Below are 23783 nucleotides of genomic sequence, written 5' to 3' on the forward strand. Positions count from 1 at the left end.
GCGCCGAGGCGTTCACCGAACTGCGGCGCTACTTCGCGACGAAGGCGAGGAGGGCGTTGTTGACCTCTTCGGCGTGGGTCCAGAGGAGGCCGTGGGGGGCTCCTTCGATGACGACGTAGTCGGCGTCGGGGAGCGCGGCGTGGAAGGGCTCGGCGGTGGCCTCGATGGGGAGGATGCGGTCTTCGGTGCCGTGCAGGATGAGGGCGGGAACGTCGATCTTGGGGATGTCGGCACGGAAGTCGGTGGTCCAGGTGGGGACGGCAGCGCGCGAGGCGTACGAGGAGGCGCCCGCTGCGGTGGCCCAGTTGGCGCGCACGACGTCCTCGCTGATGCGCGTGCCGAGGTTGTCGTCGAGGTTGTAGAAGGCCTGGTAGAAGTCGGTGAAATAGGCGTAGCGGTCGTGGGTGACGGCGCTGAGGATGCCTTCGAAAACCGATGCGTCGACGCCAGTGGGGTTGTCGTCGGTCTTCAGGAGGTAGGGCTCGAGGCCGGCGAGGAACGCGGCCTTGGCGGCGCGGGCCGAGCCGTAGGTGCCGAGGTAGCGGCCGACTTCACCGGTACCCATGGAGAAGCCGACGAGGATGGCGTCGGTGAGGTCCAGGGTCTCCATCAGGGTGTGGAGGTCTGCGGCGAAGGTGTCGTAGTCGTAGCCGGTGGTGGGCTGACTGGACTGCCCGAAACCGCGTCGGTCGTAGGTGATGACGCGGTGGCCTGCGTCGAGGAGAACAGGAAGCTGCTTCTCCCAGGAGTGTCCGTCCAGGGGGTAGCCGTGGATGAGGACGATGGGCTGTCCGGTGCCGTGGTCCTCGTAGTAGAGGTCGATGTCGGTGGTGTTCTCCTGGCCGACGGTGATGAAGGGCATGGGGTTCTCCTGGGTCTGTGCGTGGATAGGCCGGATTGCTGAAGAACAGGCAGGGGGAACGGGTCCCCGCCTGCCACCTGCGGGTGCGCCGGGTCAGCGCGAGGTCGAGGCAGCTGCCTGCTGGATGATGCGGCTGACGGCATCGGGGCGCGATACGGGAACGGCGTGGGAGGCCTTGACCTCGACGGTGTGCGCGTTCGCGCGTTCGGACATGAACCGCTGTGCGACGCGGGGGACGTTGAGATCCTCGGTGGCGATCAGCGACCAGGAGGGAATGGTCTTCCAGGCCGCCTTGGTGGCCTTCTCATCGAGTGCCGCAGCGGCGATGGGGCGCTGTGCCGTGGCCATCAGGGCAGCCTGGCCGCGGGGGACATCGGCGGCGAACTGCCGCTGGAACGCCTCCGGCCTGATGGAGATGTCGTTGCCGGTCACACCGCCCGGGAGGCTGTAGGGCACGGCTTCGACGACATCACCGAGAGTGCTGCCGGGAAACTTGTTCGACAGGCCGAGAGAGCTTTCGCCGGTGTCGGGGAGGAAGGCGGCTATGTAGACGAGCGCCTTGACCTTGCCCTCATGGCCGACGGCGGCGTTGCTGATCACCGTGCCGCCATAGGAGTGGCCGACCAGGACGAGCGGGCCGTCGATGCTGTTCATCACGCTGCGCAGGTGGGCGGCGTCGTGCTCGGGTCCGCGCAGGGGATTGGCTGCGGCGACCACCGGGTAGCCGGACTTCTTCAGCCGTTCGGCGACGCTGTTCCAGCTGGAGGAGTCGGCGAACGCGCCGTGCTCGAGCACGATCGTGGGCTTCGGCCCCGATGTGGAGACGGCGGAGTTCGTACCCGACGCACCGGCCGTGCCGGCTATCGAGAAGACAAGGGAGCCGCCGGCGACGCCGACTGCGGCCAGGTAGCCGAAGCGCTTGAGAGGGGATCCTGAGCTGGGCTGGTGGGGCACGTCTGCGTTCCTTTGCCGGAGGGATGGGGCCCGGGGTGCACGTAGCACCGGTGACATCGCTTGCTACGCAGGAAGCCGCATCTTGGTTCAAACCCCCGGAACGAAGGGCGGACCGGCGTGTTTCACGGAGCTCAGGCCGTGCGCAGTTCGCCGGCGCGTGTGCTCATGCGCAGGAAGAGCAGGGATACGAGGGTGATGGCCACGGTTGCCGTGATCGCTGTTCCGGCGAGCATCAGCACCTGGTCCCAGGGCGTGTTCACGATGACGGGGACCTTCTCCGCGCTGACCAGGACACTGTGTGCCTGGGAGTAGGCCTGGTCCTCGCAGGCGCCGATGCCGTCTCCCGGCAGCGGTGAGCAGCGCCAGGTCTGCATGTCCGCGGTGTCGCTCGCGTCGGGGACGGCGAAGCGGGGCAGCAGAACGCCTGCCAGAACGGCGAGGCCCACGGCCGGGGCGACGGGAGCGAGCGTCTGCCAGCCGATCGCACGCGCCAGGACGCGCCGGGGCGTTCCGGTGGCGATCAGGGAGGCGAGTGCGCGCCGTTGGGCCAGGACCGTGTCGGCCAGTGCCACGAGGAGTCCGGCGGCAGCGATCACCAGGGCCACCAGGGCGGCGTATCCGACGAGTTCGTAAGCCCGTTCGTACAGGCCGGTGCCCGCCGGTTCGTACGGCTCGCCGACCAGTGCGGCGAAGCGACGGGTGTTCTCCTGCTGTGCGGAGACGGATGCCACCGTCAGGGCGGCGAGGCCGGCTGCGGCCGAGCCGATGACCAGCGCGACGAGCATGGCGGAGAACGTACGGCTGCCCGACCAGGGATCGGCCGTCATGCGGCGGCCTGCGAGAAGTCCGGCGGGCTTGCGTGCGTACCGTTGAAGGGTCCGGCCGATCGTGTACGTGATCCAGCCCGTGCCCGTGACGACGCCGATGCCGACGGCGAGCACCCCGATGACGACCAGCCCCCCGGTGATGAGCAACGGTGCGTCGTCGGCCCGCGGGTTGCGGGTGAAGTACGAGTGCACGGGCTCGACCAGTGCACAGGCGCCGAGCCCGGTCGCGATGAGCACGCCTGGCGTGACCCGGGGCTTGCTGCGCCGGGTCCTGCGGACGACACCCAGGGGGGTGAGAGCGGCCCTGCGCAGGGTGAGTACGGTCAGCGCGGCGACGACCAGGGGAACCCCCCATGCGATGCCGGCCATGGCGGCGGCATGGGGCAGCACGTCCGTGGGCAGGGGGCGTCGGCCCTGCGGGTCGGGGGCATCAAGCAGGGCGCGGCCGAAGAGGAACACCGCGAATCCCACCGCCGCCCCGGGGACGGACGCGAGTCCCGTCTCCACGGCCACGATGCGAATGATCTGGTGTGGTGTCGCGCCTGCCATCCGGATGGCCGCGAGCCGGTGCTCGCGCGCGGGCGCGCCGAGCCGGCTGCACTGCGCGACCAGGGCGAGGGCCGGTACGGTCAGCAGCACCATCGCGAGGGCGACCCCCGGACGCAGCCCGCTCTCGTTGAGCAGGTCGTTGGTGTAGCGCACCGCCAGGGCGGGAGGCACCGCGATCACCGCGGCGGCGCAGAGCAGCGTCACCGTACCGAGGGCCGAACTGAGGGCGGTCAAGGCGATACGTACGTGATCCGAGCGGCTCCCCGCCACCGACAGGCGCAGTGTGGTCAGCAGGTTCACCGGCCGCCCTCCGCCCCGGCTCCGGCGTGGCCCCAGGGCGCGCCGAGCAAGGCGTCGTCGTTTTCCAGCATGCCGTCGCGCAGGCGGATCTCGCGATCCGCGTAGGCGGCGACCGTGGCGTCGTGGGTGACCAGCACGACGCTGGTGCCCTGAGTGCGGGCCGCGCGGACCATGTGACCCATGACCATCTCCCCGGCGAGGGTGTCCAGCGCACCGGTAGGTTCGTCGGCGAAGAGCACCTTCGGCCCCGTCACCAGGGCGCGGGCGAGCGCCACTCGCTGCTGCTGGCCGCCGGACATCTCCCCGGGCAACTGCTTGGCCAGCTCGGCGACACCGAGACGGTCGAGCCAGTCCGCTGCCTGGACCGTTGCCGGCCGCCGGCCGGTTCCGCCCAGCATCAGGGGCAGTGCGACGTTCTCCACCGCGGGAAGTTCTGCCACGAGCTGGCCGAACTGGAACAGCACCCCGAAGTCGGTGCGCCGCAGCAGCGAGCGCCTGGCTTCGCTCATGTCGTCGATGCGGGCGCCGCGATAGAGGACCTCCCCGCCGTCCGGGCGCAGGATCCCGGCCATGAGGTGCAGCAGTGTCGACTTGCCGCAGCCACTGGGCCCGGTGACGGCGACGATCTCGCCTTGCCCCAGCGCGAGTGACACGCCGCGCAGGGCCGGGCTCCGGCCGTACGACTTCGTGACGGCACGTGTTTCGATCATCATCGGTGCACCTCCAGGCGCAGGTCGGCGACGCGGTCCGTTGCGGTCTGCATCCACCGCAGGTCCGCGTCGAGATGGGCGATCGCCAGGTCGGCGGCGAGTACGTCGACCACGGCCGAGCCCGGGGTGGTTTTCAGCGCCGTCAGTTCACGCATGCGCGCGAGGTGGGCGGCTCGTTGCCCCGACAGGTGTCTGCGGGCACCGGCCTCGTCGGCGACGAGCAGGGCGACCACCGTCTTGGCGAGGAGGATGCTCGACAGGTGTGGAGCGGGGGGTTCGGGCGTACCCAGCCAGTCGAGGAGCAACCGGCGGCCGTCGTCGGTGACTTCGTAGGCCGTGCGGTCCGGACCGCCGACCCGGTCGTGGCCCGCGGCACAGGCCAGACCGTCGCGGACGAGTCGATTGAGCGTCGCGTACACCTGCCCGAAGGCCAGCGGCCGTGCGCTGGGCAGTCGGGTGTCGTGCGCCCGCTTCAGCTCGTACCCGTGCAGGGGGTGCGGCGCGAGCAGGCCGAGAAGGATGTGTGAGTTGGACACCCTCCTCACTATTCATCAAGCGAATAGCCGAGTCAAGCACAGCCAACTCCACCTCGGGAAAAGGGATAAGACGCCCACTCTGGACTGGCTGAGGGTCAGGAAAAGTGCGTCAAAGGCACGTTCGGGAGGCGGAGCGCGATGGCAGAGCACGGGGGCCCGGGGCCTGGTGTCCCGGCGTACCACCTGTGCAACATGACGGGGGGCCGTGCAGGCTTCCCTACGAGCCGGTGCGCGTCAGGGTCGGTGAGGTCGCCGGGGCGCAAGAGGGCCGACGCTCTGACACAGCTCTTCGGGATGCGGTGCGTGACGGCGGCACCTGCGGGAGAAACCCGGACGGACCGGCTCGGCGGCCGCGCCCTGCCGGGCCGATCCCGTGGGGGTCAGTCCCGGTCAGTCGCCATTTCGCGAGCGGCCCGCACCGCCCGCTCAGGGTCGGGATCCGGCACTCCGTCAAGTTCGTAGAGCCGCACCCCGTCGAGCAGCGGCAGAAGGACCAACAGCTCGTCCCGCTCGGCACGGCACGACGGGCACCGGTCCAGATGCTCGGCCACAGACTCGTGCTGCGGTCGGTCGAGACCGCCGAGCATCTGAGCGGCAAAGGCGGTACGGGCGCGTTCGCATTCCAAAAGACTCTCCGAGATTTCGATCCAGCCGCCGTCCTGGCCGGTACGTCGGTTGTCCGCTGTGACGCGATGCCGGAGTCCGTCCCACCCTACGGGCTGCCGTGCGGCATCGGAATCGTTCCGCTACGCCGCCTCGACTCCATCGGCGGTGACCTTCGCGGGCGGGAGGCGTTCCCTGAGCCCGGCGAGGGCGGGGCGACGGGGCTACCCCGGCGGCGTTCCCGCACGCAGACGCCCGGTCAGCGCGTGCAGGACAGGGATGAGTGCGTCGTACTGCTCCGGTGGGTAACGCAGGGCCTGCTGGGCCGATTCCACGACGCGGCGTGCGCGATCGCGCACGGCATCGCCCGACTCCGTGCTGGACACGTGCACCTGGCGTCCGTCACTGACACCGCGTTGCCTGTCTACCAGTCCGGCGCCCTCCAGGCGCTTCAGAAGGGGGGACAGCGTGCCGGATTCCAGGCCGAGTTCCTCACCCAGGTCCTTCACGGTGACCTGCCCGCGCGACCAGAGCACCTGCATCACCAGGAACTGGGGATAGGTGAGTCCGAGCTCGGCCAGGAACGGGCGGTAGTGCCCGACCCACGCCCGTGTCGCCACGTACAGGGCGAAGGAGGGATCGTCCCGGAGCGATACACCGCACTCGTCGGTCAACGCCGGCGACCGGAGCTGCGTCATGTGTGTGCCCTCTCATGCCGACGGCCCGCACAGTCCCAGGCCTCAGCGTTCCTACGGCACGGAGCAGCCGCGGGTTCAGTACCCCGTTCCCCGCCAAGCCCGCACCAGGTACACGACCCAGGCCCTGGTCGGCCTCCGCACGCCGAGCCGGTCCGGTTCAGCGCTACCGCGGCATGGCACCGGGGTACCCGTGCCGGTATGACAGCGGCCCGGCGCCGGTGCGCCGCCGTGAACCGGCCTGTTCCGGGGTGAGGTCCACCGTCTGGGTCTGGTGAACCTGCTCTGCGATACCGCCGTAGTCACGGATGCGCCACTGCTACACGGCCATCCACTACCTCCCGAACGCGAAGGAATCTCATGACGGCAGTCCTCGTTCACGGCGTACCCGAGACCGGTGATCTGTGGGACCGGCTGCGGGCCCGCCTGGGCACCGCCTCGGTCGCCCTGCGGCTTCCCGGATTCGGTGCGCCTCTCCCCGACGGATTCGGCTCGTCCATGGACGAGTACGTGGAGTGGGTGGAGGGGGAACTGCGCGGGCTCGATGGACCGATCGACCTCGTGGGACACGACTGGGGAAGCCTCCTGGTCGCACGGATCGCCGCCAAATCCCATCAAAATGTGCGTAGTTGGTCCATTGATGTCGCCAGCATCCTTCACCCTGCCTACGTATGGCACGACATCGCACAGCTCTGGCAGACGCCGGTATCGGGGGAGGCGTGGGCGACCGCCACTCTGGAGGACTCCGACCCCGCGAGTCCTCTCAGCGCCTCCGGCCAGCTGCGAGCAGCAGGAGCTCCCGAGGACGACGCCCGGGCAATGGGTGAGAGCTTCGACGTGACCATGGCCTCGTCCGTCCTCGCACTGTACCGATCCGCGACCCCCAATCCGTTCACGCACTGGGGGCCTGAGCTGATGTCACCGACCAGTACTCCGGGCCTGGTTCTCCACCCGACGCTCGACCCGTTCGACGGTCCTGCCTCACAGGTAGTGGCCGCCACTCTCGGCGCGCGCTTCGAGTCCCTCGAAGGCCTGGGCCACTGGTGGATGCTCCAGGACCCCGCCGGCGCGGCCGGCGTCCTGGAGAAGTTCTGGGCAGATCTGAGCGCGTGACCGCCGGGGCGCCGGCGGGGTGGCGGCGGGGTGGCGGCGGGGTGGCGGCGGGGTGGCGATGACCTCGATTTCCCAGCCCCGCTCTCGTGCGGCGGTGATGAGTTTGCCGACACCGCCGGCGATCCCCGCAGCGCAGACGCCGACGTACAGGACAGGCTTGCGTTGCGGCTCGGTCACACGGGTACTCCCAGTCGACGGCTCGAGCGATCGAGCTATGGCAGGGTACGACAACGGCCTCGGGCAGCTATGTCGCGGGCCGGATCCCGGACCGCCGGCTCCCGACGCATCTGCGGCTCGCAGACGGGCGGCTAAACCGAGTGCACCGTCCAAGTGCACCTGCACCAGTCCGAAGAGCCCGTGCGGTACATACGCCGGAATCTCGCCGCACGTGACCCACGCGATCCCGGCGACTTCCCGCTCTGCCGCGACGTGCGACGTGCGCCGTGCGCCGTGCGCCGTGCCGCTGAATACGTCGCCAGCCGTGTAGGACATCGGCCACCACAGCCGCCCGGGCCGGCGCCGGCCTGCGCGTCCACCACAGCCGCCCGGGCCTCGGCGCCCGCGCCCTCGTCGACGCCGGCGTCTTCCTCTACGGCACGCCCGCGCACATCGCCGCACAGCTGGCCGAATACGGTCGGGCGGGGGTGGACGAAGTTGTCGTCAACGTCGCGGGAGTGTATTCCGAGCATGGCCGACCGGACGCCGTACGGGACCTCCAGGAGATCCTCGAGGCCGGTCGGGAGACGACGAACTGACCCATGAACGGGTGCGAAAGACGGGGCACGCCCATGTGCCGCCCTGCCGCACGCGGGGAAGAGAGACAACGCGGTGGCCGACGACATGGCCCGATGGCTGAACGAGCACGCCAAACCCTTGAGCACCCTGACTCCCGGCGCGCCCTTGGAGGACCTGAAACCCCTGGGCGAGGCCCTGCGGGGGACACGGATCGTCGGGTTGGGCGAATCCACCCACGGAACCGGCGAGTTCTTCCGGCTGAAGCACCGCATCGTGGAGTTCCTGGTCCGTGAGGAGGGGTTCACCACCCTCGCCATGGAAGCCAGCCAGTCCGCCGCCCGCGCCCTCGATGCGTACATCCGGTACGGCACGGGCAACCCCGAACGGCTCGTCTCCCGGCTGGGCTTCTGGACCTGGCGCACCCGCGAGATGGTCGACCTCGTCGAGTGGCTGCGCGCCCACAACCGCGACCTGCCCGTAGAGCGCCGGACCCGCTTCGTGGGAACGGACCCCCAGCGCTGCACCGATTCGGTCGAGGCCGTCACCGCCTTTCTGCGCCGGACGGCGCCCGATCAAGCCGAGCACGTCCGCGCCATGGATGTCCTGGCCCAAGCCCGCCCCGCCTCGCTTCCGGACCCGGACAAGGCCCTCATGCGGCGCGCTCAGGAGATCGCCCACCTCGTCGCGGACCGCGGACAGCAGTCGAATCCCGACGACGACGCCGACGAGGCCCTGGAACACGCGCGGATCCTGGTCCGCGCCGCCGACCTGGTGACCCGCCCCTTGGACGCCTCCGCCGGCGAGGACGGCGTGTACGCCGCGCGTGACCGCTATATGGCCGAGGCCGTAGCACAGCTCGTGGATGACAACCCCGAGGCACGCGTCATGGTCTGGGCGCACAACGGGCACATCGCGAAGAGCACGTACGCGGAACAGGTGCCGGCCCTCGGTAGCAGACTCCGCGACCGGTACGGCGACGCCTACTACGCACTGGCCCTCCTCTTCGGCAAGGGCTCCTTCCTGGCCCGCCGCGGCGACGATTTTCAGGGCCCGCCGGTGCGCCACCGCATCGGCACCGGCCTCCGCTCACTGGAGGCCAGGCTCGCGGACGCCGTTTCCGGCGACTACTACGCGGACCTTCGCGCCGCGGTTTCACCCGCCGGGGCCGCGCCCTGGCTGCACGCCCCGCACGCACAGCGCGGCGCGCGATGTTGGCCGCCAGGCACGATGTGAAGGAGAGCACTCCCGGGCGCCGCCCGGTCAGGAACGTCCGAACCAGCGGCGTTCGGCTCGAAGCCCGGGCGCTGTGCCATGCGCCGGGGCCATCGACGGGTCGTCGTACTCGCGGGAGATCACCTGGACCTGGTCCGACTCGACGTCGTGGCGCACCGTGTCCAGGCCGAGGCGGTCCAGTTGGCGATGGCATCGAAGTGGGTGGTGGTGTTCAGGGCGAGCATCCCGACCTTCGGGTGCTTCCGGCCGAGCTTCGCCTCCTCGCCGAGCAGGATCTGCATCAGCCGGGCGGCGGAGGCCGAGGGCAGGTCCTCGTCCACGGCGACGTGCAGCATCAGGTGTTCCTCGCCGCTGGCCCGCCACCGGACCTGCGCCCCCCAGACCGAGCGGACAGCGGGGAACTCTCGGACCCGCCGAACCAGTGCGTCGCGCAGGGCGAGCGCCACTGGGTCTGTGGACCGGTCGAGCTTCATTTCCGCCCCGGGCCCGTAGGTCGCCCAGTCCCGTAGCACCTGCTCAGGAAAGATCGCCTGCCCGGTTCCGGAGCGGACCCCGAGCACCGCGACGCCGGTCTTCTCCAGGATGTCCCTCAGCCGCGCCGCGTCGCAGTGCACCATCCCGGCAGCCGCCGGCAGCAGTTGCGCGCCGAGCGCCGCGTCGGTGAACCCGAGCAGCGTGGGCGGCTGCTCGTCGTCGGGGAGGAACATCACCGATCCGGTGACGGTGACGGGAACGAACACCCCTTGCTCGAACAGCGCGGCGAGCACCGCCTCCGGCACGGGCTCATGCCCGTCCGCACGACGGTCGAGAAGGTCGGCGAGACGTACGTTCGAATGCTCCATCACGCGTGCAGCGTAGTGCCCGGACGGCCGCCGCAGCCCCCGCCTCATCTGCATCCCACCACCGGTCCGCGCGGGCTTCCCCGGCCACGAGGGGCGAGGCCACCCAGGGTGTTCCTCTCCGATCACCGGATCGTTGGTCCGGTCGTGCCGTTGAGCGACGCGCAGTGAGCCCGGACAGAGGGGACCCGACGGGCCCGTGTGAGCATCGCCCGTCATGATCGCAGTGGTTGTCACCATCGGGCTGGCGTTCGTCGGCTATGTCGTCACCTACGTCAACGGATTGCGCCTGTCGCAGCGCCAGGAACGCCTCGCTCGCGTGAATCGCCAGCTCAGCGACTTCTACGGGCCCCTGTTCGCGCTCACCGAGGCCAACAGCCGCATCTTCGCCGCGTTCCTGGAGCGCAACGCCCGCCCTGACGGACGATCACCCTTCGTTCATGGGACGCCTCCGACCGAAGAGGAACTCGCCGAGTGGCGGCTGTGGGTGACGACCGTCTTCCTCCCTCACATCCGGGCCATGCGCGATCTCGTCATCAAGCACGCCGACCTCTTGAGCGAGCCGGTGATGCCGCCGCTCCTGCTTCAGCTGTGCGCGCACGTCTCGGGCTACGAGATCACGGCCGCACGCTGGGCACAGGGCAGCCATGACCAGCACCTCTCCGTCGTATCGTTCCCCAGCGAGGAGATAGCCACGTACGCACCTCTTGTCTGCGGATCGGCTCGGCCGAGGTCCCGGATCGCCGGCGTTCTGGACCGGCCGGCGTTCTGGCCCCGGGCCGCGGCTGGGGAGATTCCGGAAAGATTCCGGGAAGAATGGAATCGCCCCGGTGAACGGCGCGGTTGCGTCGACCGCATGAAACGGCGTCACCGCGAATGCCCCGGGAGGCTGTAAATCCGCAGGCCAGGCGAACTGGAGGGCGATCACGCCAGGGCAGCGACGCGAGTGTGACGACTTCAAGAAGTTTTCCGCCCGGATCGCCACCCTCTTCACCCCGCCCTTGGCCGGATCCGGCTGGGGCATGAACTCGGCCGCCGCACGCCGTACTCCGCAGGGCGATCGGACATGAGCCGCCGGCCATCGGTCAACGCCCCGTCCCCTGCGCGGAATACCGGACAGCCCTGCGAAGGAGGGAACGCAGGCCCGACCACCGCCCACCTGCGCGCACGGGCTCCGCCGGCTACCGATGAGGTTCTTCAGGGGGGCGGCCGACGACGCCCCGAACCGATCTGAGAGATTGTCACTTCTCCAACGAAGAACGACGGACGCATCGGTGGCGACAAGGGTGGCGGATGGCAGATACGAGGGACGACAGTGATGTCAACCCCCCTTTGTGGCCGCCGGGTTGGCTGCATACGGCGCCCCAGCGGGCGTCCGGAGGGCCGAAGATCCGGTGATAGCATCCCGACATCTGTGATCTTGATCCATTTGATACAGGTACTGAGTCGTGATCGGCACCAGGCTCTCCGCGTAACCGCAGGTGAGCCGTGCCGATCAGTTGTGTTGCGGGTCCTCGCGAGGTGTATCTGCAGCCGTCCGCATGCCATGCGCCGGGAAGGTTTCCATGAATCGAGACGCACTTGTGTGGTGCTTGGTTGCGGTGGCGGCGACAGCCGCTGTCGCAGTCGCGGCACTTGTCGCCCGCAACAAAGCGCTGGGGGCGAAGAAGCGGCAGACCGAGGCAGAACTGAAGCACCAGCTCCTCGCGGCGGACAGCCACGTGCACTCCCTGCGCGCCGAGCTGCAGAAGTTCCGCAGCGAGCAGGACGCCACGCTCCGTGAAGCCAAGGAGGCGGCGGAGGAGAACACCAAGGCCGTCCTCAAGGGTGCCGCCAGGTTCCTGCAGAGCCTCGCGGCCGAGCAGACGACACTTCTGGACGGCATCCAGCGCAAGTACGGCGGCCACGCCGTCCTCAGCGACCTGTTGGACGTCAACCACGCCAACGCCCAGATGGCGCGCAAGGCACAGGGCATCGCCGTCATGTGCGGTGCGCCGCTCGGCCGCCGCAACCGGCCCGCCAGCGTCTACGACGTCGTGCGCAGCGCCCAGGGCCAGATCCGCAACTTCCACCGGGTCGCCATCATGCAGCAGACCGGTCTCGCCCTGAAGGCGTCCGCGGTCGCGCCCGTCGCCCTCGCCGTGGCGGAGCTGCTCGACAACGCTGCCAGCTTCTCGCAGCACGACGCACCGATCGAGGTGACGTTCCAGCGGGTCCAGAACAACCTGTGCATCGTCATCGACGACGCCGGTGTGAGCATGAACGACGAGGACCGGCAGCGGGCGACCACCCTGCTCTCCGGAGACGTCGCCCCCCGCCTGTCGCAGCTCGGGACACAGCCGAAGTTCGGCTTCCCCGTCGTCGGTCTGATCGCGCGTCAGCACGGTTTCAAGGTGGACGTCACCGGAGTCTCCCGATACGGCGGCGTCAGGGCTGTCGTCCTCCTGCCCGAGGAGCTGTGGACCATGGAGGAGATACCGCCCGCCCAGGAGGCTCCGGTCAGCAATATCCGGCGCGCCCCCGAGAGCCAGCCCCAGAGCGCGGCGTCGCGCACCATGCACGGGCTGCCCAAGCGCGGCGCACGCCAGGCACCCATCGCGAGCGTCCCCGATCCCGACACCGCCCCGCCGGCGCCGCGGACCCCGGGGGAGAGCGCACGCGCCTCCGGGCGCGGTCTGGGGGCCTTCCAGCGCGGCACGCTCTCCGGCCGCAACCTTGACGCCACCTCGTTCGAAGGGCCCGAAGAGGCATGACCGCAGACCTGTCGTGGATGCTCGAGGACATCGTGCACAACGTGCCCCACGCACGGCACGCCGTCCTGCTGTCCGCGGACGGCCTTCCCCGCGGCGCGACGGAAGGCCTGGCCGAGAAGGACGTACGTACCATCTCCGCCGCCATGGCCGGAATGCAGTCGCTCAGCCGGGCGACGGCCCACTTCGCCGGACCCGACGAAGGCCGGCAGTGGAACCAGACGATCATCGAGTTCTCGCACGGCTGGAGCTTCCTGATCGGGGCGGGGCAGGGCTCCTACCTCGCCGCCGCGGCCGCGCCCGACGTGGACATGCAGCAGATCTCCTTCCGCATGCACCGCCTCGTCGCCAGGCTGGGCAACAACCTCACCTCGCCACCGAGGGTGAGCGCCGAGAACGCCGCGGGTACGCGGCGCAGCGCCCCCCGGCAGCAGGGCTCCGCCGACGCGGGATTCGTCATCGGCGAGCTCGACCAGGTGATGTCCGAGGTCAAGGGCGCCCTCCACGCGGTGCTGCTGGGATCGGACGGTCTGCCCCGCGGCGCGACCGACGGGATGAGCCGCGACCTCGCGGACACGATCTCCGCGGCCATGACGGGCATCCACGCCTACAGCCGGGTCACCTCCCAGTTCGCGGGGGTCGCCGAGGACGCGGAATGGCGTCAGACGGTCATCGAGTTCCAGCACGGCTGGATCTTCCTGATGGCGGCCGGCCCCGATGCCCTCCTGGCCGCCGCCGCTGAACACGACTGCGACATTGAGGAGTTCACCATGCGCCTGCACGAGGTGGTTCCCAGACTGACCGCGGCGGCGATACCGGGGAAGGGGACAGGCCGTGTCTGAGGGGCCCGAACAGGATGAAGAGCTGGAACTGACGTCTCCCTTAGTCCCCCTCTTCGTGATCACGAACGGACGGGCGCTGCCCCCGGACCACGAGTACGAGCACACGACGCTCGTGACCGCGGCGGCGGAGCGAGGACAGGCCGCGGCGCGCACCCTGTCTCCGGAAGCGGGGCAGGTCATGGACCTGGTCGCGAACGGCTTCCTGTCCGTGGCCGAGGTGGCAGGGCACACGCACCTGCCCCTGGGCATCGTCCGCATCCTGCTGGCGCAGTTGGAGGAGGACGGTCTCATCCTCGCGAGGAGGCCGATACCGCGCTCCGAACGCGTCGACAGAGAACTGGTCAGCGCTGTGCTCGAGGGCCTGAAGAATCGATTCGGAGCGTAACGCGTGTACCTGGATCCAGATGTCTCCCACGCGGTGAAGATCCTCATAGTGGGGCACTTCGGGGTCGGCAAAACCACCTGCATCGGCAGCCTCTCCGAGATCGAGCCGCTGCGGACCGAGGAGGAGATCACCGAGGCCAGCGTGGGCTTCGATGACCTGTCGGGGACACCCGACAAGAAGACCACCACCGTCGCCATGGACTTCGGCCGGCTCACCCTGAGCGACACCCTGGTGCTCTACCTCTTCGGAACGCCGGGCCAGGAGCGCTTCAAGGAGATGTGGGAGGAGCTCTCCCGGGGCGCTCTGGGCGCGCTGGTCCTGGTCGACCCGGAGCGGCTGCACGAGTCCTTCCCCGTCCTGGACCTCGTCGAGCGCTTCGGCCTGGCGTACGCCATCGCCGTGAACCACTTCGAGGGCGCCACGAACTACCCGCTCGACGAGGTGCGCGAGGCCTTGAACCTCACCGCCGAGACCCCGGTCGTGGAGTGCGACGTACGCGACGAGAGATCCTCGGCGCGCGCCCTCATCACCCTCGCGACACACCTCATGTCCCAACTCGGCTAGGAGCGCAGGAATGCAACATCCTCGTGAACCGCAGGAGATACCCCCCGGCTGCCCCGCGCACGGGAACATCCAGATGTACGGCCCCTCGTTCGGAGCCGACCCCGAGAGCCACTACGAACAGCTGCGTCGCTTCGGCCCCAGTGCCCCCGCGGACATCGCCCCCGGCGTCCAGGCCGAGCTCGTCACCAGCTACGACGCCGCTCTGTACGTCCTGCAGAACCCCGCCTCCTTCGTGCGCGACTCCCGCCGCTGGAACGCCCTCAACGAGGGGCGCGTCCCGGCCGACAGCCCGGCGCTGCCGATGATGGGCTACCGGCCCAACGCACTCTTCAGTGACGGTGCGGCACACGCCCGCCTGCGCCAGGCCGTCACTGACAGCCTGGCCACGGTCAACGAGCACCAGCTCATCCGGCAGACGCAGCAGTCCGCCAACTACCTGATCAGCCAGTTCAGCACCGACATCCGCGGGCAGGCGGAGCTGATGGCCGAGTACGCCCAGCCGCTGCCCCTGCTGGTGTTCAGCGAGCTGTTCGGCTGCCCGCCCGGGATCGGCGACCGGGTGATCGCCGGAATCAGCGGAATCTTCGAGGGGACTCCCGGGGCCGACGAGGTGCTCGGCGGGGCGCTCACCGAGCTGATCGCCCTCAAGCGGCGGCGTCCGACGGCCGACCTGACGACGCGTCTGATGGAGCACCCGGCCCAGCTGAGCGACGAGGAGGTGCTGCACCAGCTGGTCACCCTGCTCTCCGGCGGCACCGCGCCGCTGGCCGCGGCCATCGGCACCAGTAGCGCCCTCTACCTCGGGGAGGACTGGCAGATGGGCCTCCCGGTCGAGGACGCGATATCCCAGACGCTCTGGAACTACGCGCCGATCTCCAACTACGCGGCCCACTACCCGACTCACGACATCGAGCTCGGCGGCAGGGTCATCCGGGCCAACGACCCGGTCCTGATCTCGTTCGCCGCGGCCAACACCGACCCGAAGCTGACCGCACACCGCGAACAGCTCAGTGCCAAGGCTCACTTGGCGTTCGGTGCGGGCCCGCACGCCTGCCCCGCCAAGGACCCGGCGTTCATGATCGCCGTGACGGCTGTCGAGACACTGCTCAACCAGCTGCCCGATGTCGAGATGCGCGTGCCGTTCAAGGCGCTCACCTGGGCGCCGAGCCCGTGGAGCCGTTCGCTCGTGACCCTCCCGATCCGCTTCACCCCGAGGGCCTCGCCCCAGACGGCCGAGCCGACCGGATCGAACGCGGGCCACACGTCCCAGCAGCAGGCGGCCGCCGCCTCGCCCTCCCCTGGCGGACCCGCGCATGCGTATGCCGGTGAGGCGCCGCAGCCCAAGGGGGGCCTGTTCAGCCGCTTCCTGGCATGGACCAGGGGCGCATAGGAGTCAGTGTGATTCTAGTAACGTCCTGAAAATCCAGTGGCGGTGGATGCTTTAACGATCATGTGGGTATGCATGGCGGCCGGTTTTCAGAAAGGAGCCGCCATCGTGGGTACCACCACAATCCCGTCGTGCGACCGCCGGGCGTCCGCCTCCCTCTTCTCCCGTCTGCGGACGGTCGGAGGGCAGGCCGACCCCTTCCCGATCTACGCCGAACTCCGCTCGCGGGGCGAGGTGGTGCCCGCCCCCTGGGGCGGTTCCGTCGTGACGGGCTTCGCCGCCTGCGACGAGGTTCTGCGCAGCCGTCTCTGGCTGGAGCCCGACAGAGAGTGGCGGGAGCGGCAGGGGCCCGGGACACGCTGGAACGCGCCCTCCTCGCGCGAGATGAGCCACACGCTCGCCGCGCTCAACGCGCCGGACCACACCAAAGTGCGGCGGGCGGCGGGCACGTTCGACCGGGCCACTGTCGAGCGCATCGGCCGCACCGTGCACCGCACCACCGACCGGCTCCTCGACACCTTCACGGAGCGAATACGCACCGGCGAGGCGGACATCTCGGAGCTCGTCTGCGAGGAGCTGCCGGTGGCCACCATCGGCGACTGGCTCGGGCTGCCGCACGCCGACTGGCCCAGGCTGCGGCAGTTGACGCACGATCAGGTCTTCACCCAGGAGCTGTTGCCGTCGGCCAGCCAACTGGCACTGTCCGACGCGGCCACGGCCGAACTGCGCACCTACTTCATGGACCTGGTCCGCGATCGGCGCTCCGATCCCGGTGACGACCCCATCACCCGGTGGATCCAGACGTGGGACGCGATCGAGCCCGATCAGGACAAGGCCGACGAAGCCGTCTACTTCCTGGTGCTGTTCGTCCTGCTGGCCGCCCTGGAGACCACCGCGACCCTGCTCTCGACGATGACGCTCCGGCTCGTCGAGAGCCCGGAACGCTGGACCATGGTCGCCGACAACCCGGACCTCATACCCGGGTTCGTGGAGGAGACCCTCCGTTACGACCCGCCCACCCACGTGATCAGCAGGGTCGCCTCGCAGGACACCGTGCTGGGAGGCCTCGAGATCCGCCGCGACGAGATGGTCCACCTGATGGTCGCGGCGGCGCACCGGGACCCGGCCAGGCACAGCGACGCGGACCGGTTCGACCCCGAACGCACGCCCGGCCACCTCGCCTTCAGCGGCGGCATCCACTACTGCCTCGGGGCGCCGCTGGCCCGCCTCGAAGCCCAGAGCCTGCTCCGCCAGCTGATCCGGCACCTTCCCCGTCTCACCCTCGTACGCCCCCCGTCGATGGCGCCCCGTGTGGCGTTCCGGCGCCTGCTGAACCTGGACGTGGCCCTCGCATGACCGATCCGACCCCCTCCCCCACCCACGCCCCCACCCCCACCCACGCCCCCTCCCCCGCGCACGCCGCCGCCCCCGCACACGTCCGGACCGCTCCCAAGGCGGTACGTGCCGAGCAGAACGGCCCCGTACTGCATGTCCGCCTCAACCCCTGGGGGCAGGACGACACCTTGGACACCGCGGTCCTCGACGACCTCATCACCCTCCTCGACGACCTCCACGAGAGACCCGACATACGGATCCTGACGCTGTCGTCACTGGGTAGGGACTTCTGCCTGGGCGCCGACCGCAACGAGTACCAGGAAGCACTGGCCGCCGATCCGTCCGGCGTGGGCCTGCGGCGCATCGCCGACAAGGCGCACCGCCTGTGCCAGGCCCTGGAGAACACGCACGCCGTCACCATCGCCCGGCTGCACGGGCGGGTCATCGGGGCGGGTCTCGCCCTCGCCTCCTTCTGCGATCTGCGCGCCGGCGCCGACACCAGCCGCTTCCGCATGCCGGAGGTCGGCATAGGGCTGCCTCCGGCGTGGGGCGGGGCGATGGGGCGCCTGGTCTCCGAGGCCGGCGCCTCGAGGATCCGCGAGCTCATGCTCACCTGTGACGTCTTCGACGCCGACACGGCCCACCGGATCGGTCTGCTCCACCGGACGGCCCCGCTCGACCAGTTGGACAAGGTGATCGACTCCTGGATCCGGCCCCTGGTCCGACGCTCGCCCGAAGCACTCGTCCTGACCAAACGGATGCTGGCCGGCTACGCACGGGCGGACAGGACCGCAGACGTCTCCGTGCTCGACTCCCATCTCCTGGCGGCCACGCTCCACCAGCACGCGAGGGGCTGATCCTCCCGGGCCGATACGGCCGCCCCGGGGTGCGTGCGGCGACCGGGAGGGCGCAGGGCGCTACTCGGCCTCGGCGGCCGTGATCCGGTCGAGTACCTCCGTGTACAGGGGCCGCCGGTCGGGACGGACATGGGCTGCGGCATGTCTGAGAGCCGGGATCGAGGGCGCTCCCAGGACGGCGAGCCCCTCGGCCGCGGCCTCGCGGACGGTGGGGTGGGGGTGTTCCAGCAGCCCGGCCAGGGCGGGGATCGCGGGTGCCCACCGCGCGTGGGAGAGGGTCCGGATCGCCGTACGGACCACGTCCGGCCGCGGGTCGTCCAGCAGGATCGACGTGTGGTGCAGGTAGGTCGGCCGGTCCAGCACGGCCCGCGAGGTCCGGTGGGCGTGCAGGCGGACCCCGGGCCTGGGATGGCGCAGCAACTCATCGATCAGGCCCCGCAGCCGGGGATCCGGGTCCGGGTCCGGTCCCCGGTGTCCCTCGGCCAGCCGCGCCAGGGCGTGGCGTACCCGCACCGGGTCGCCGGTACGGGCCTGCTCCAGCAGCTGCTGCCGGGACGGGGGGTGTGACGCTCCGCCCGACGCGGCCGGGGCACGGTCGCGGAGTGCGGCCAGCGCGGCGGCGTCCTGCCGCTGCGCGTCCGGGCGGCGCAGCGGACCTTCGACGAGGAGCAGCGCGTCCGCGAGGTCCTCGCGTCCTTCGGCGCGCAGCCTCCGGCAGGTCCGCGTCAGCGCGGGAGTGCGCAGCAGGGGACGCCCAATCAGCAGGTCCAGGAACCCCCAGGCGCCGGCGTCGAGCCGGCCGCCGAGGTACTGCGCCAGCGTGTCGGAGGGGAGCAGGCGCAACGCCCGCCCGGCTGCGGCACTGCTGGACGGCGGGTCGTGCTCCCACCAGTCCAGCAGGATCGGAACCAGTGGCTCCAGGTCCCACGGGTCGAGCCGGCCCGCCGCGAGGGCGACCCTGTCGTGCAGGATGCCGTCCGCGCGGAGTTCCGTACCGCCGAGGGCGTGGAGCGTGCGGGCCAGGTCGGCGCCGACGGGTACGTCGACGCGGCCGTGCAGAAACGCGCGGAGCACGGGAAGCCGGGCCTCGGGCTCGGGCCACTCCAGGAGCGCCAGGGCGGCAGTGTGCCGGTGAGCCGGCGCGGATGCCTGCAGCATGGCCAGGAGGCGCTCCCGCAGTGCGGTCGAACGGGGCTGGTCGAGGTCGTCGACGTGTACCGTCCGCGGGCGCGGCGCCCGCGCGTGCGTGGCCTCGGTGATGGTCCAGGGCGGTGCGTCGAGCGGCTGGATGTCCGTCATCCAGTCGATGAGGGCCGGACGGACCGCGGGGGCGGCAGCGGCGTGGACTTCGATCAGGGTGCTCAGGCGGTCCCGGGAGCCGGGGATGCCCTCGTACGGCGGGCCGAGGCGCCGGAGCCGCTCCAGCGCGCCCGGCGTGCGCACGGCCGCATCCAGCGCGGCCCGCCACGCGTCGGCCTCGGCCTTGGCCTCGGGAGCGGCCTCGGCGGCGGCCTTGCCGGCGGCCTTGGCTTCGGCAGTCGGGGTGGCTGCGGAGGCCTGCGGGACGGCGAACGCGTCGCGCAGCACAGCGGTCTCGGCCCGCTCGGGGTCGGCGTCCAGCCGGGCCGAGGCGAGCGCCCGCTCGAGGTCGGCGCGGACCAGCACCGCGCCGAGGCCGCGCAGCAGCGCCAGTACGGATCGGCTCCCGGGGGCCGGGGGCAGCGCGCGTACGGCGTCGACGACGGCCGGCTTCACGGCCGCGGGCAGAGTGGGCGCGACCGCTTCGAGTACTGTCATGAGCCCGTGCCGGTCTCCGGCCGAAGCCTCGTCGAGCCCGTCGGGTCCGTCGAGCGCCGCACACCCGTTGAGCCCGTTGAGCCCCGCGAGCAGGACGCCTGTGAAGCGGGCGAAGTCCGCCAGTTCCTCGGTCGTCCACGGTGCGGGGCAGAGCCGCAGGACGAAGCGCAGTACGCGGCCCCGGACGGCGGGGACGGAGTCGGCCAGCCGGAGCCAGTCCGCCAGCATGGGCCGCAGCACGCGCAGCCGGTAGGGGCGCGGCGCCTGCTCATGGCGTTCGGCCACGCGCAGCGCGACCGACGGATCCCAGCCCCGCTCCGTCAGCGACCTGACGTCCGGGTCCGCTCCGAGGTCCACCGCCGGCCCCGCTGCGGGCGGGGTGATCCCGTGCCCGGCCATGGCCGTCGACAGCTCCTCGACCGTCCCGGAGGCGAGGCCGACCCGGCCGCCCGCCACCAGGGCGAGCAGCGTCGGTGCCACCCGTGACGCCTGGTCGTCCAGTGCGAGGACCGAGCGCGCCGACAGCGTACGGTCGAGCCCCGCCAGCAGCAGTTCGCGGGCGCGGCCGTCCTCACTGTGTTCGGCGGCGGCGAGGACGGTCGCCGGGTACGCGTCGCCGAGGACGGCGCGCAGCGCCTCGACGAGCGAGTCGCGCAGGCCCGGATTGTCGTGACGTCCGAGCCAGGAGAGCAGCGCCGGTACCGCCCTGGGCGTACCCGCGCGGACCAGCACCTCGGCGGCCGTCTTCTTGATGTTCATGTTCGGATGGTCGAGACACGCGGCGATCGCGGTGGAGGCCCAGCGGGCCCGCGCGTGGCCGAGCGCGAGCAGCGCCTGCCGGACGGTCTGGACGTCCTGGGCGGCGGTCAGCGCGATCAGGGTCGCCGACAGGGCCTGCGCGTCGTCCCCGGTGGCGTCGCGGGCGAGCAGGGCGACCACGTGCTTGCGTACGTGCCGGTCGCGGTGCCGCAGCAGGCGGTGCGCCCGCGCCCGGGTACCCGTGCAGGGGGCGCGGAGCAGGAGTTCGAGCAGGATCGCCTGCTCGCCGCTCGACAGCCCGGGCCGGTCCAGCAGGTCCAGGCCGACGGTCGCGGCCAGCGCGTGTCCGGCCTCTTCACCGCTCGACGCGTCGAGCAGGCAGGTCGGCCTGACGCGTCCCCGTTCGTGGAGACGACGACCCAGGCCGTGCAGGGCGTCCAGGATCTCCTGGGGTACCACGGGCTCCCCGGCCGGCCGGCCGTCCTCGCGTCGCGGGGAGGCTCCGCCCGGTTCCCCGGACGCCGCCAGCTCGGCCACGATGCGCAGGAGCAGGTCCGCGATGACCGGCAGGGTGCCGGCGCCGCCGTGGGCGGCCAGTCTGCACAGTGCCGCCACCGGCTCGTCCGGGTCCAGGTGGGAACTCAGGAGCGCCAGTTCGCGCTCGTCCGGTCCACCGAGATCCGCCGCGATACGGGCCGGCAGGTCCGCGGGATCGAGTCGGACGAGGACGGCATGCCGCTGGGACGGATCGTGGGTCAGATGCCACAGCACCTCGAGGGCGCGGTCGCGCACCGCGCGGAGGTGCGGGGCGATCACACCCGTGCTCTGAGGCGTGGCGAGACCGAGCCCTTCCCCCAACGCTGTGGTGGTCCGGTGGCCGCCGATGGCCTCCAGGGCCTCCAGGGCCGATGCGGGAGCGGACGGCAGGAGAGCGATCACGGCCTCTTCGGCATCCGCATGCCGCAGCGCGCGGATCGCGTCGAGAAACGGCCCCGGCGCGGGAGCGGAGGGGAGAACCCGTGTGATCGCGTCCCCGATCGGCAGCTCCCCCGTCCCCTGCCCGGCCAGGGCGACCAGCAGTGCGAGCCGCCGCGGCCAGCTCGGATCGTCGGGGTCCGCGTCCACCAGCACACGGAACACCGCCTGCCGGCAGGTGAACAGGATCGTGGCGACCTCGTGGGGCGGGATCGAGTGATCGGCGAGCGCCAGGCCGATGAGGGAGGCGACGTGCTGATCGTCCGGGAAGTGCCCGCGCCGGTGGAGCCCGCGCAGGCAGGCCACCGCCGGCCCGCCGAACAGCAGGGGGTCCCCTGCGGCGATGGCGGTCACCGCGCCGATGTCACCGCGGTCCGCCAGGTCGCCGAGCAGCTCCATTGCGCGCCGCCGAAGACCCGGAGGCAGTTCCGGATCGTCGACGACCTGCCGCAGCAGGTCACGGTGTCCGTGCCGGGCGGCGGCGACCAGTGCGGCATCGGCCGCCCCGGGCCGTGCGGTCACCGAATCGGCAGCCAGAAAGGGAGCCAGACGCCCCGGCGGCAGGGGTTCCAACACCGCCCACGGCTCGGCGAGTTCACCGAGTACGTCGGTGACGACGGCTGCGCTGTCGACCCCGAGCAGGCTGATCGCATGCGCGCGAACCAGTACAGGAGCCAGCAGACCGGCGTGCAGCCCCTGCCGGGCCAGTCGCAGCGCCGCTGCCTGAAGCACCGGGTCACCGCTGGCCACCAGCTCGTTCACGAGGTGCTCGGGCCGGTGCGCGCAGGCAACGGTCATCTCCCGTACGGCCTGGTACAGCAGTTCACCCGCAGGCTCCTGCCGCATCACCGCCGGATCGTTCAGCAGCTCGGCGCGCAGCCAGGCGATCTGCACCCGTACCGGCAGCCCGGCCGTACGCCATGCCGGCCGGCGGAGCCCGCGGCGATACGGCCCCAGTCGTTCGTGGAGCCGCGCCAGGGCGAGCGCCGCCTCCGGCGGCCCCTCGACCGCCACCGGCAGCAGCCCCGCGAGCTCGACAGCCTCATGCGCGCCGCCCGCCGGGCCGGACGCGACCCGCTCGGTCAGCAGGACCAACCCCAGGTGACGCAGGCGGGGATCGTCGTGACGGAGGAGGAGCCCGAAGACGGCGGGTGGGCAGAGCCGCGCGTCGAGACGGCCGGCCAACCACCCGACGTCGGCCCGCCGCACCGCATCCTGCAAGGACTCGTCCACCGTCGTGATCACCGTCGGATGCTAACGGGACCGCTCCGGGCCCCACCAACGAGATTCGACCGGTACGGGCAACTCGGCCGGGGCCATCCCGTACCAGGTGTTCTCGACCGGCTGCCGCCGATGTCCGAGCCTCTGTCCAGCCTGTGCACGTGACGCCCACTGATGATCGACAGTTCCCTCCCGCGCTCGCCGCCGCGATGGCCGTTCCCCCCGGACTGGCAGCCATCGCCGAACGATTCGCCCCGCACCGGCGCCGGTCGGCCACCGCCGTGATCGATCTCGCCGCCCAGGCGTTCCCGGACTTCGACGACACCCTCATGAAACTCTGCCGCTGATTCCTTGATCGGCCGCTTGCCCGGCCGGCTCACCCGGGCCCGGCCGTGTGTCCGGGGGCGGTTGGATCAGAGGCGGAACGCTGCGGCGGGGGGCTCCGACGGCCTAGGATGGTGCATCCGAGACGCTTGATGCGGCCGTACGTTCCGCGGCGTCACATCAGCTGCCCGGGCGGTCGGTGGCATTAGGGCGTGGAGCGGTCGAGCAGCGGTGCATCTCAACAACTTTGCGGTGAGCGGCTTCCGGTCGCTCCAGAGCGTCTGCGACATTCCGGTGAGCAAGCCGACCATCCTGGCCGGCCACAACGACGGCGGTAAGAGTGCGCTCCTGCATGCCCTCGGCCTCCTCGTAGGCACCCAGAGCATGATCGATGACGACCGCAGCTACCCCGGTGGCACGGGCCCCGACCAGAAGAACGGCCTCGCGCGGTGCGACGAGACCTTCGTGGTGGGCGAGTTCACGCTGGACGCGTGGGAACAGCGAGAGTTCCACCTGCCCCCGCAGATCCGCCTTCGGCGCCACGTGGCCCCACCCACTGACATCAGCACGTAGCCGGCTGCCATCCAGGCGAGGCGCCTCCCTTCTCGGCGGGCGCGGTCGGTTCAGGGTG

21 protein-coding genes are annotated in these 23783 nt (G+C 70.9%); 12 read left to right on the forward strand and 9 right to left on the reverse strand.

Annotation, left to right across the window (positions count from 1 at the left end):
- Positions 1 to 28: 28 nt before the first annotated feature.
- From ACIQZO_RS26850 to ACIQZO_RS26880, 7 genes are all read right to left on the reverse strand, one after another.
- Positions 29 to 862 (reverse strand): alpha/beta fold hydrolase, encoded by an 834-nt coding sequence (locus tag ACIQZO_RS26850; protein ID WP_403630745.1) that lies wholly within the window; start codon positions 860 to 862, stop codon positions 29 to 31.
- Positions 863 to 955: 93 nt separating this feature from the next.
- On the reverse strand, positions 956 to 1816 hold the full coding sequence (locus ACIQZO_RS26855; protein WP_403630747.1) for an alpha/beta fold hydrolase: 861 nt from the start codon (positions 1814 to 1816) through the stop codon (positions 956 to 958).
- Positions 1817 to 1947: 131 nt separating this feature from the next.
- Positions 1948 to 3492: an FtsX-like permease family protein gene (locus ACIQZO_RS26860; protein WP_403630749.1), complete on the reverse strand. Its 1545-nt coding sequence runs from the start codon at positions 3490 to 3492 to the stop codon at positions 1948 to 1950.
- Entirely contained in the window at positions 3489 to 4205 is a 717-nt protein-coding gene (locus ACIQZO_RS26865) for an ABC transporter ATP-binding protein (protein ID WP_403630752.1), read from the reverse strand. Before ACIQZO_RS26865 ends, ACIQZO_RS26860 begins: the two co-directional genes overlap by 4 nt.
- Positions 4202 to 4738, reverse strand: coding sequence for a PadR family transcriptional regulator (locus tag ACIQZO_RS26870; protein ID WP_403630755.1), 537 nt, complete (start codon positions 4736 to 4738; stop codon positions 4202 to 4204). The genes ACIQZO_RS26865 and ACIQZO_RS26870 overlap by 4 nt, the downstream gene beginning before the upstream one ends.
- Before the next feature lie 380 nt (positions 4739 to 5118).
- Positions 5119 to 5364 (reverse strand): zf-HC2 domain-containing protein, encoded by a 246-nt coding sequence (locus ACIQZO_RS26875; protein ID WP_403630757.1) that lies wholly within the window; start codon positions 5362 to 5364, stop codon positions 5119 to 5121.
- A gap of 201 nt (positions 5365 to 5565) precedes the next feature.
- Positions 5566 to 6039: a MarR family winged helix-turn-helix transcriptional regulator gene (locus ACIQZO_RS26880; RefSeq protein WP_403630760.1), complete on the reverse strand. Its 474-nt coding sequence runs from the start codon at positions 6037 to 6039 to the stop codon at positions 5566 to 5568.
- A 357-nt stretch (positions 6040 to 6396) separates the two neighbouring features.
- Between ACIQZO_RS26880 and ACIQZO_RS26885 the strand changes: the two genes are divergently transcribed.
- Together ACIQZO_RS26885 and ACIQZO_RS26890 are read left to right on the forward strand one after the other, a co-directional pair.
- Positions 6397 to 7149 carry an alpha/beta fold hydrolase gene (locus ACIQZO_RS26885; RefSeq protein WP_403630762.1) on the forward strand — a complete coding sequence of 251 codons (753 nt, stop codon included), beginning with the start codon at positions 6397 to 6399 and terminating at the stop codon, positions 7147 to 7149.
- 828 nt (positions 7150 to 7977) lie between these two features.
- A complete protein-coding gene (locus ACIQZO_RS26890; RefSeq protein ID WP_403630765.1) occupies positions 7978 to 9117 on the forward strand; it encodes an erythromycin esterase family protein in 1140 nt (379 codons plus the stop codon).
- 119 nt (positions 9118 to 9236) lie between these two features.
- Here ACIQZO_RS26890 and ACIQZO_RS26895 read toward each other — a convergent pair whose 3' ends face one another.
- A complete protein-coding gene (locus ACIQZO_RS26895) occupies positions 9237 to 9962 on the reverse strand; it encodes a hypothetical protein (RefSeq protein WP_403630767.1) in 726 nt (241 codons plus the stop codon).
- A 211-nt stretch (positions 9963 to 10173) separates the two neighbouring features.
- Between ACIQZO_RS26895 and ACIQZO_RS26900 the strand changes: the two genes are divergently transcribed.
- From ACIQZO_RS26900 to ACIQZO_RS26935, 8 genes are all read left to right on the forward strand, one after another.
- Positions 10174 to 10851: a hypothetical protein gene (locus ACIQZO_RS26900; RefSeq protein ID WP_403630769.1), complete on the forward strand. Its 678-nt coding sequence runs from the start codon at positions 10174 to 10176 to the stop codon at positions 10849 to 10851.
- A gap of 670 nt (positions 10852 to 11521) precedes the next feature.
- Positions 11522 to 12709 carry an ATP-binding protein gene (locus ACIQZO_RS26905; RefSeq protein WP_403630772.1) on the forward strand — a complete coding sequence of 396 codons (1188 nt, stop codon included), beginning with the start codon at positions 11522 to 11524 and terminating at the stop codon, positions 12707 to 12709.
- Complete coding sequence (locus ACIQZO_RS26910; protein ID WP_403630774.1) at positions 12706 to 13548, forward strand: roadblock/LC7 domain-containing protein; 843 nt, start codon at positions 12706 to 12708, stop codon at positions 13546 to 13548. The genes ACIQZO_RS26905 and ACIQZO_RS26910 overlap by 4 nt, the downstream gene beginning before the upstream one ends.
- Positions 13541 to 13933 (forward strand): DUF742 domain-containing protein, encoded by a 393-nt coding sequence (locus ACIQZO_RS26915; RefSeq protein ID WP_403630777.1) that lies wholly within the window; start codon positions 13541 to 13543, stop codon positions 13931 to 13933. The genes ACIQZO_RS26910 and ACIQZO_RS26915 overlap by 8 nt, the downstream gene beginning before the upstream one ends.
- Positions 13934 to 13936: 3 nt before the next feature.
- Positions 13937 to 14497, forward strand: a complete 561-nt coding sequence (locus ACIQZO_RS26920) for a GTP-binding protein (protein WP_403630779.1) — start codon at positions 13937 to 13939, stop codon at positions 14495 to 14497.
- 10 nt (positions 14498 to 14507) lie between these two features.
- On the forward strand, positions 14508 to 15887 hold the full coding sequence (locus ACIQZO_RS26925) for a cytochrome P450 (RefSeq protein ID WP_403630782.1): 1380 nt from the start codon (positions 14508 to 14510) through the stop codon (positions 15885 to 15887).
- A 105-nt stretch (positions 15888 to 15992) separates the two neighbouring features.
- Positions 15993 to 17240, forward strand: coding sequence for a cytochrome P450 (locus tag ACIQZO_RS26930; RefSeq protein ID WP_403630784.1), 1248 nt, complete (start codon positions 15993 to 15995; stop codon positions 17238 to 17240).
- The gene (locus tag ACIQZO_RS26935; protein ID WP_403630787.1) at positions 17237 to 18076 is read left to right on the forward strand and encodes an enoyl-CoA hydratase/isomerase family protein; all 840 of its coding nucleotides are present in this window, start codon (positions 17237 to 17239) and stop codon (positions 18074 to 18076) included. Before ACIQZO_RS26930 ends, ACIQZO_RS26935 begins: the two co-directional genes overlap by 4 nt.
- Before the next feature lie 60 nt (positions 18077 to 18136).
- Here the strand turns inward: ACIQZO_RS26935 and ACIQZO_RS26940 are convergent, their stop codons facing one another.
- Positions 18137 to 22852, reverse strand: a complete 4716-nt coding sequence (locus ACIQZO_RS26940; protein ID WP_403630790.1) for a HEAT repeat domain-containing protein — start codon at positions 22850 to 22852, stop codon at positions 18137 to 18139.
- 137 nt (positions 22853 to 22989) lie between these two features.
- Here ACIQZO_RS26940 and ACIQZO_RS26945 point away from each other — a divergent pair, with 137 nt between their 5' ends.
- The gene (locus ACIQZO_RS26945; protein WP_403630792.1) at positions 22990 to 23175 is read left to right on the forward strand and encodes a hypothetical protein; all 186 of its coding nucleotides are present in this window, start codon (positions 22990 to 22992) and stop codon (positions 23173 to 23175) included.
- Between the two features lie 229 nt (positions 23176 to 23404).
- Positions 23405 to 23725 (forward strand): hypothetical protein, encoded by a 321-nt coding sequence (locus ACIQZO_RS26950; RefSeq protein WP_403630795.1) that lies wholly within the window; start codon positions 23405 to 23407, stop codon positions 23723 to 23725.
- Positions 23726 to 23783: the final 58 nt, after the last annotated feature.

It is taken from the genome of Streptomyces sp. NPDC097617 (genome assembly GCF_044761485.1).
Lineage (GTDB): Bacteria > Actinomycetota > Actinomycetes > Streptomycetales > Streptomycetaceae > Streptomyces.

Bases quoted from the DNA above. Each gene is read 5' to 3' on its own strand.
- ACIQZO_RS26925 (WP_403630782.1), top strand. From the start codon at position 14,508: ATGCAACATCCTCGTGAACCGCAGGAGATACCCCCCGGCTGCCCCGCG.
- ACIQZO_RS26900 (WP_403630769.1), top strand. From the start codon at position 10,174: ATGATCGCAGTGGTTGTCACCATCGGGCTGGCGTTCGTCGGCTATGTC.
- ACIQZO_RS26850 (WP_403630745.1), bottom strand. From the start codon at position 862: ATGCCCTTCATCACCGTCGGCCAGGAGAACACCACCGACATCGACCTC.
- ACIQZO_RS26910 (WP_403630774.1), top strand. From the start codon at position 12,706: ATGACCGCAGACCTGTCGTGGATGCTCGAGGACATCGTGCACAACGTG.
- ACIQZO_RS26905 (WP_403630772.1), top strand. From the start codon at position 11,522: ATGAATCGAGACGCACTTGTGTGGTGCTTGGTTGCGGTGGCGGCGACA.
- ACIQZO_RS26885 (WP_403630762.1), top strand. From the start codon at position 6,397: ATGACGGCAGTCCTCGTTCACGGCGTACCCGAGACCGGTGATCTGTGG.
- ACIQZO_RS26865 (WP_403630752.1), bottom strand. From the start codon at position 4,205: ATGATGATCGAAACACGTGCCGTCACGAAGTCGTACGGCCGGAGCCCG.
- ACIQZO_RS26880 (WP_403630760.1), bottom strand. From the start codon at position 6,039: ATGACGCAGCTCCGGTCGCCGGCGTTGACCGACGAGTGCGGTGTATCG.
- ACIQZO_RS26935 (WP_403630787.1), top strand. From the start codon at position 17,237: ATGACCGATCCGACCCCCTCCCCCACCCACGCCCCCACCCCCACCCAC.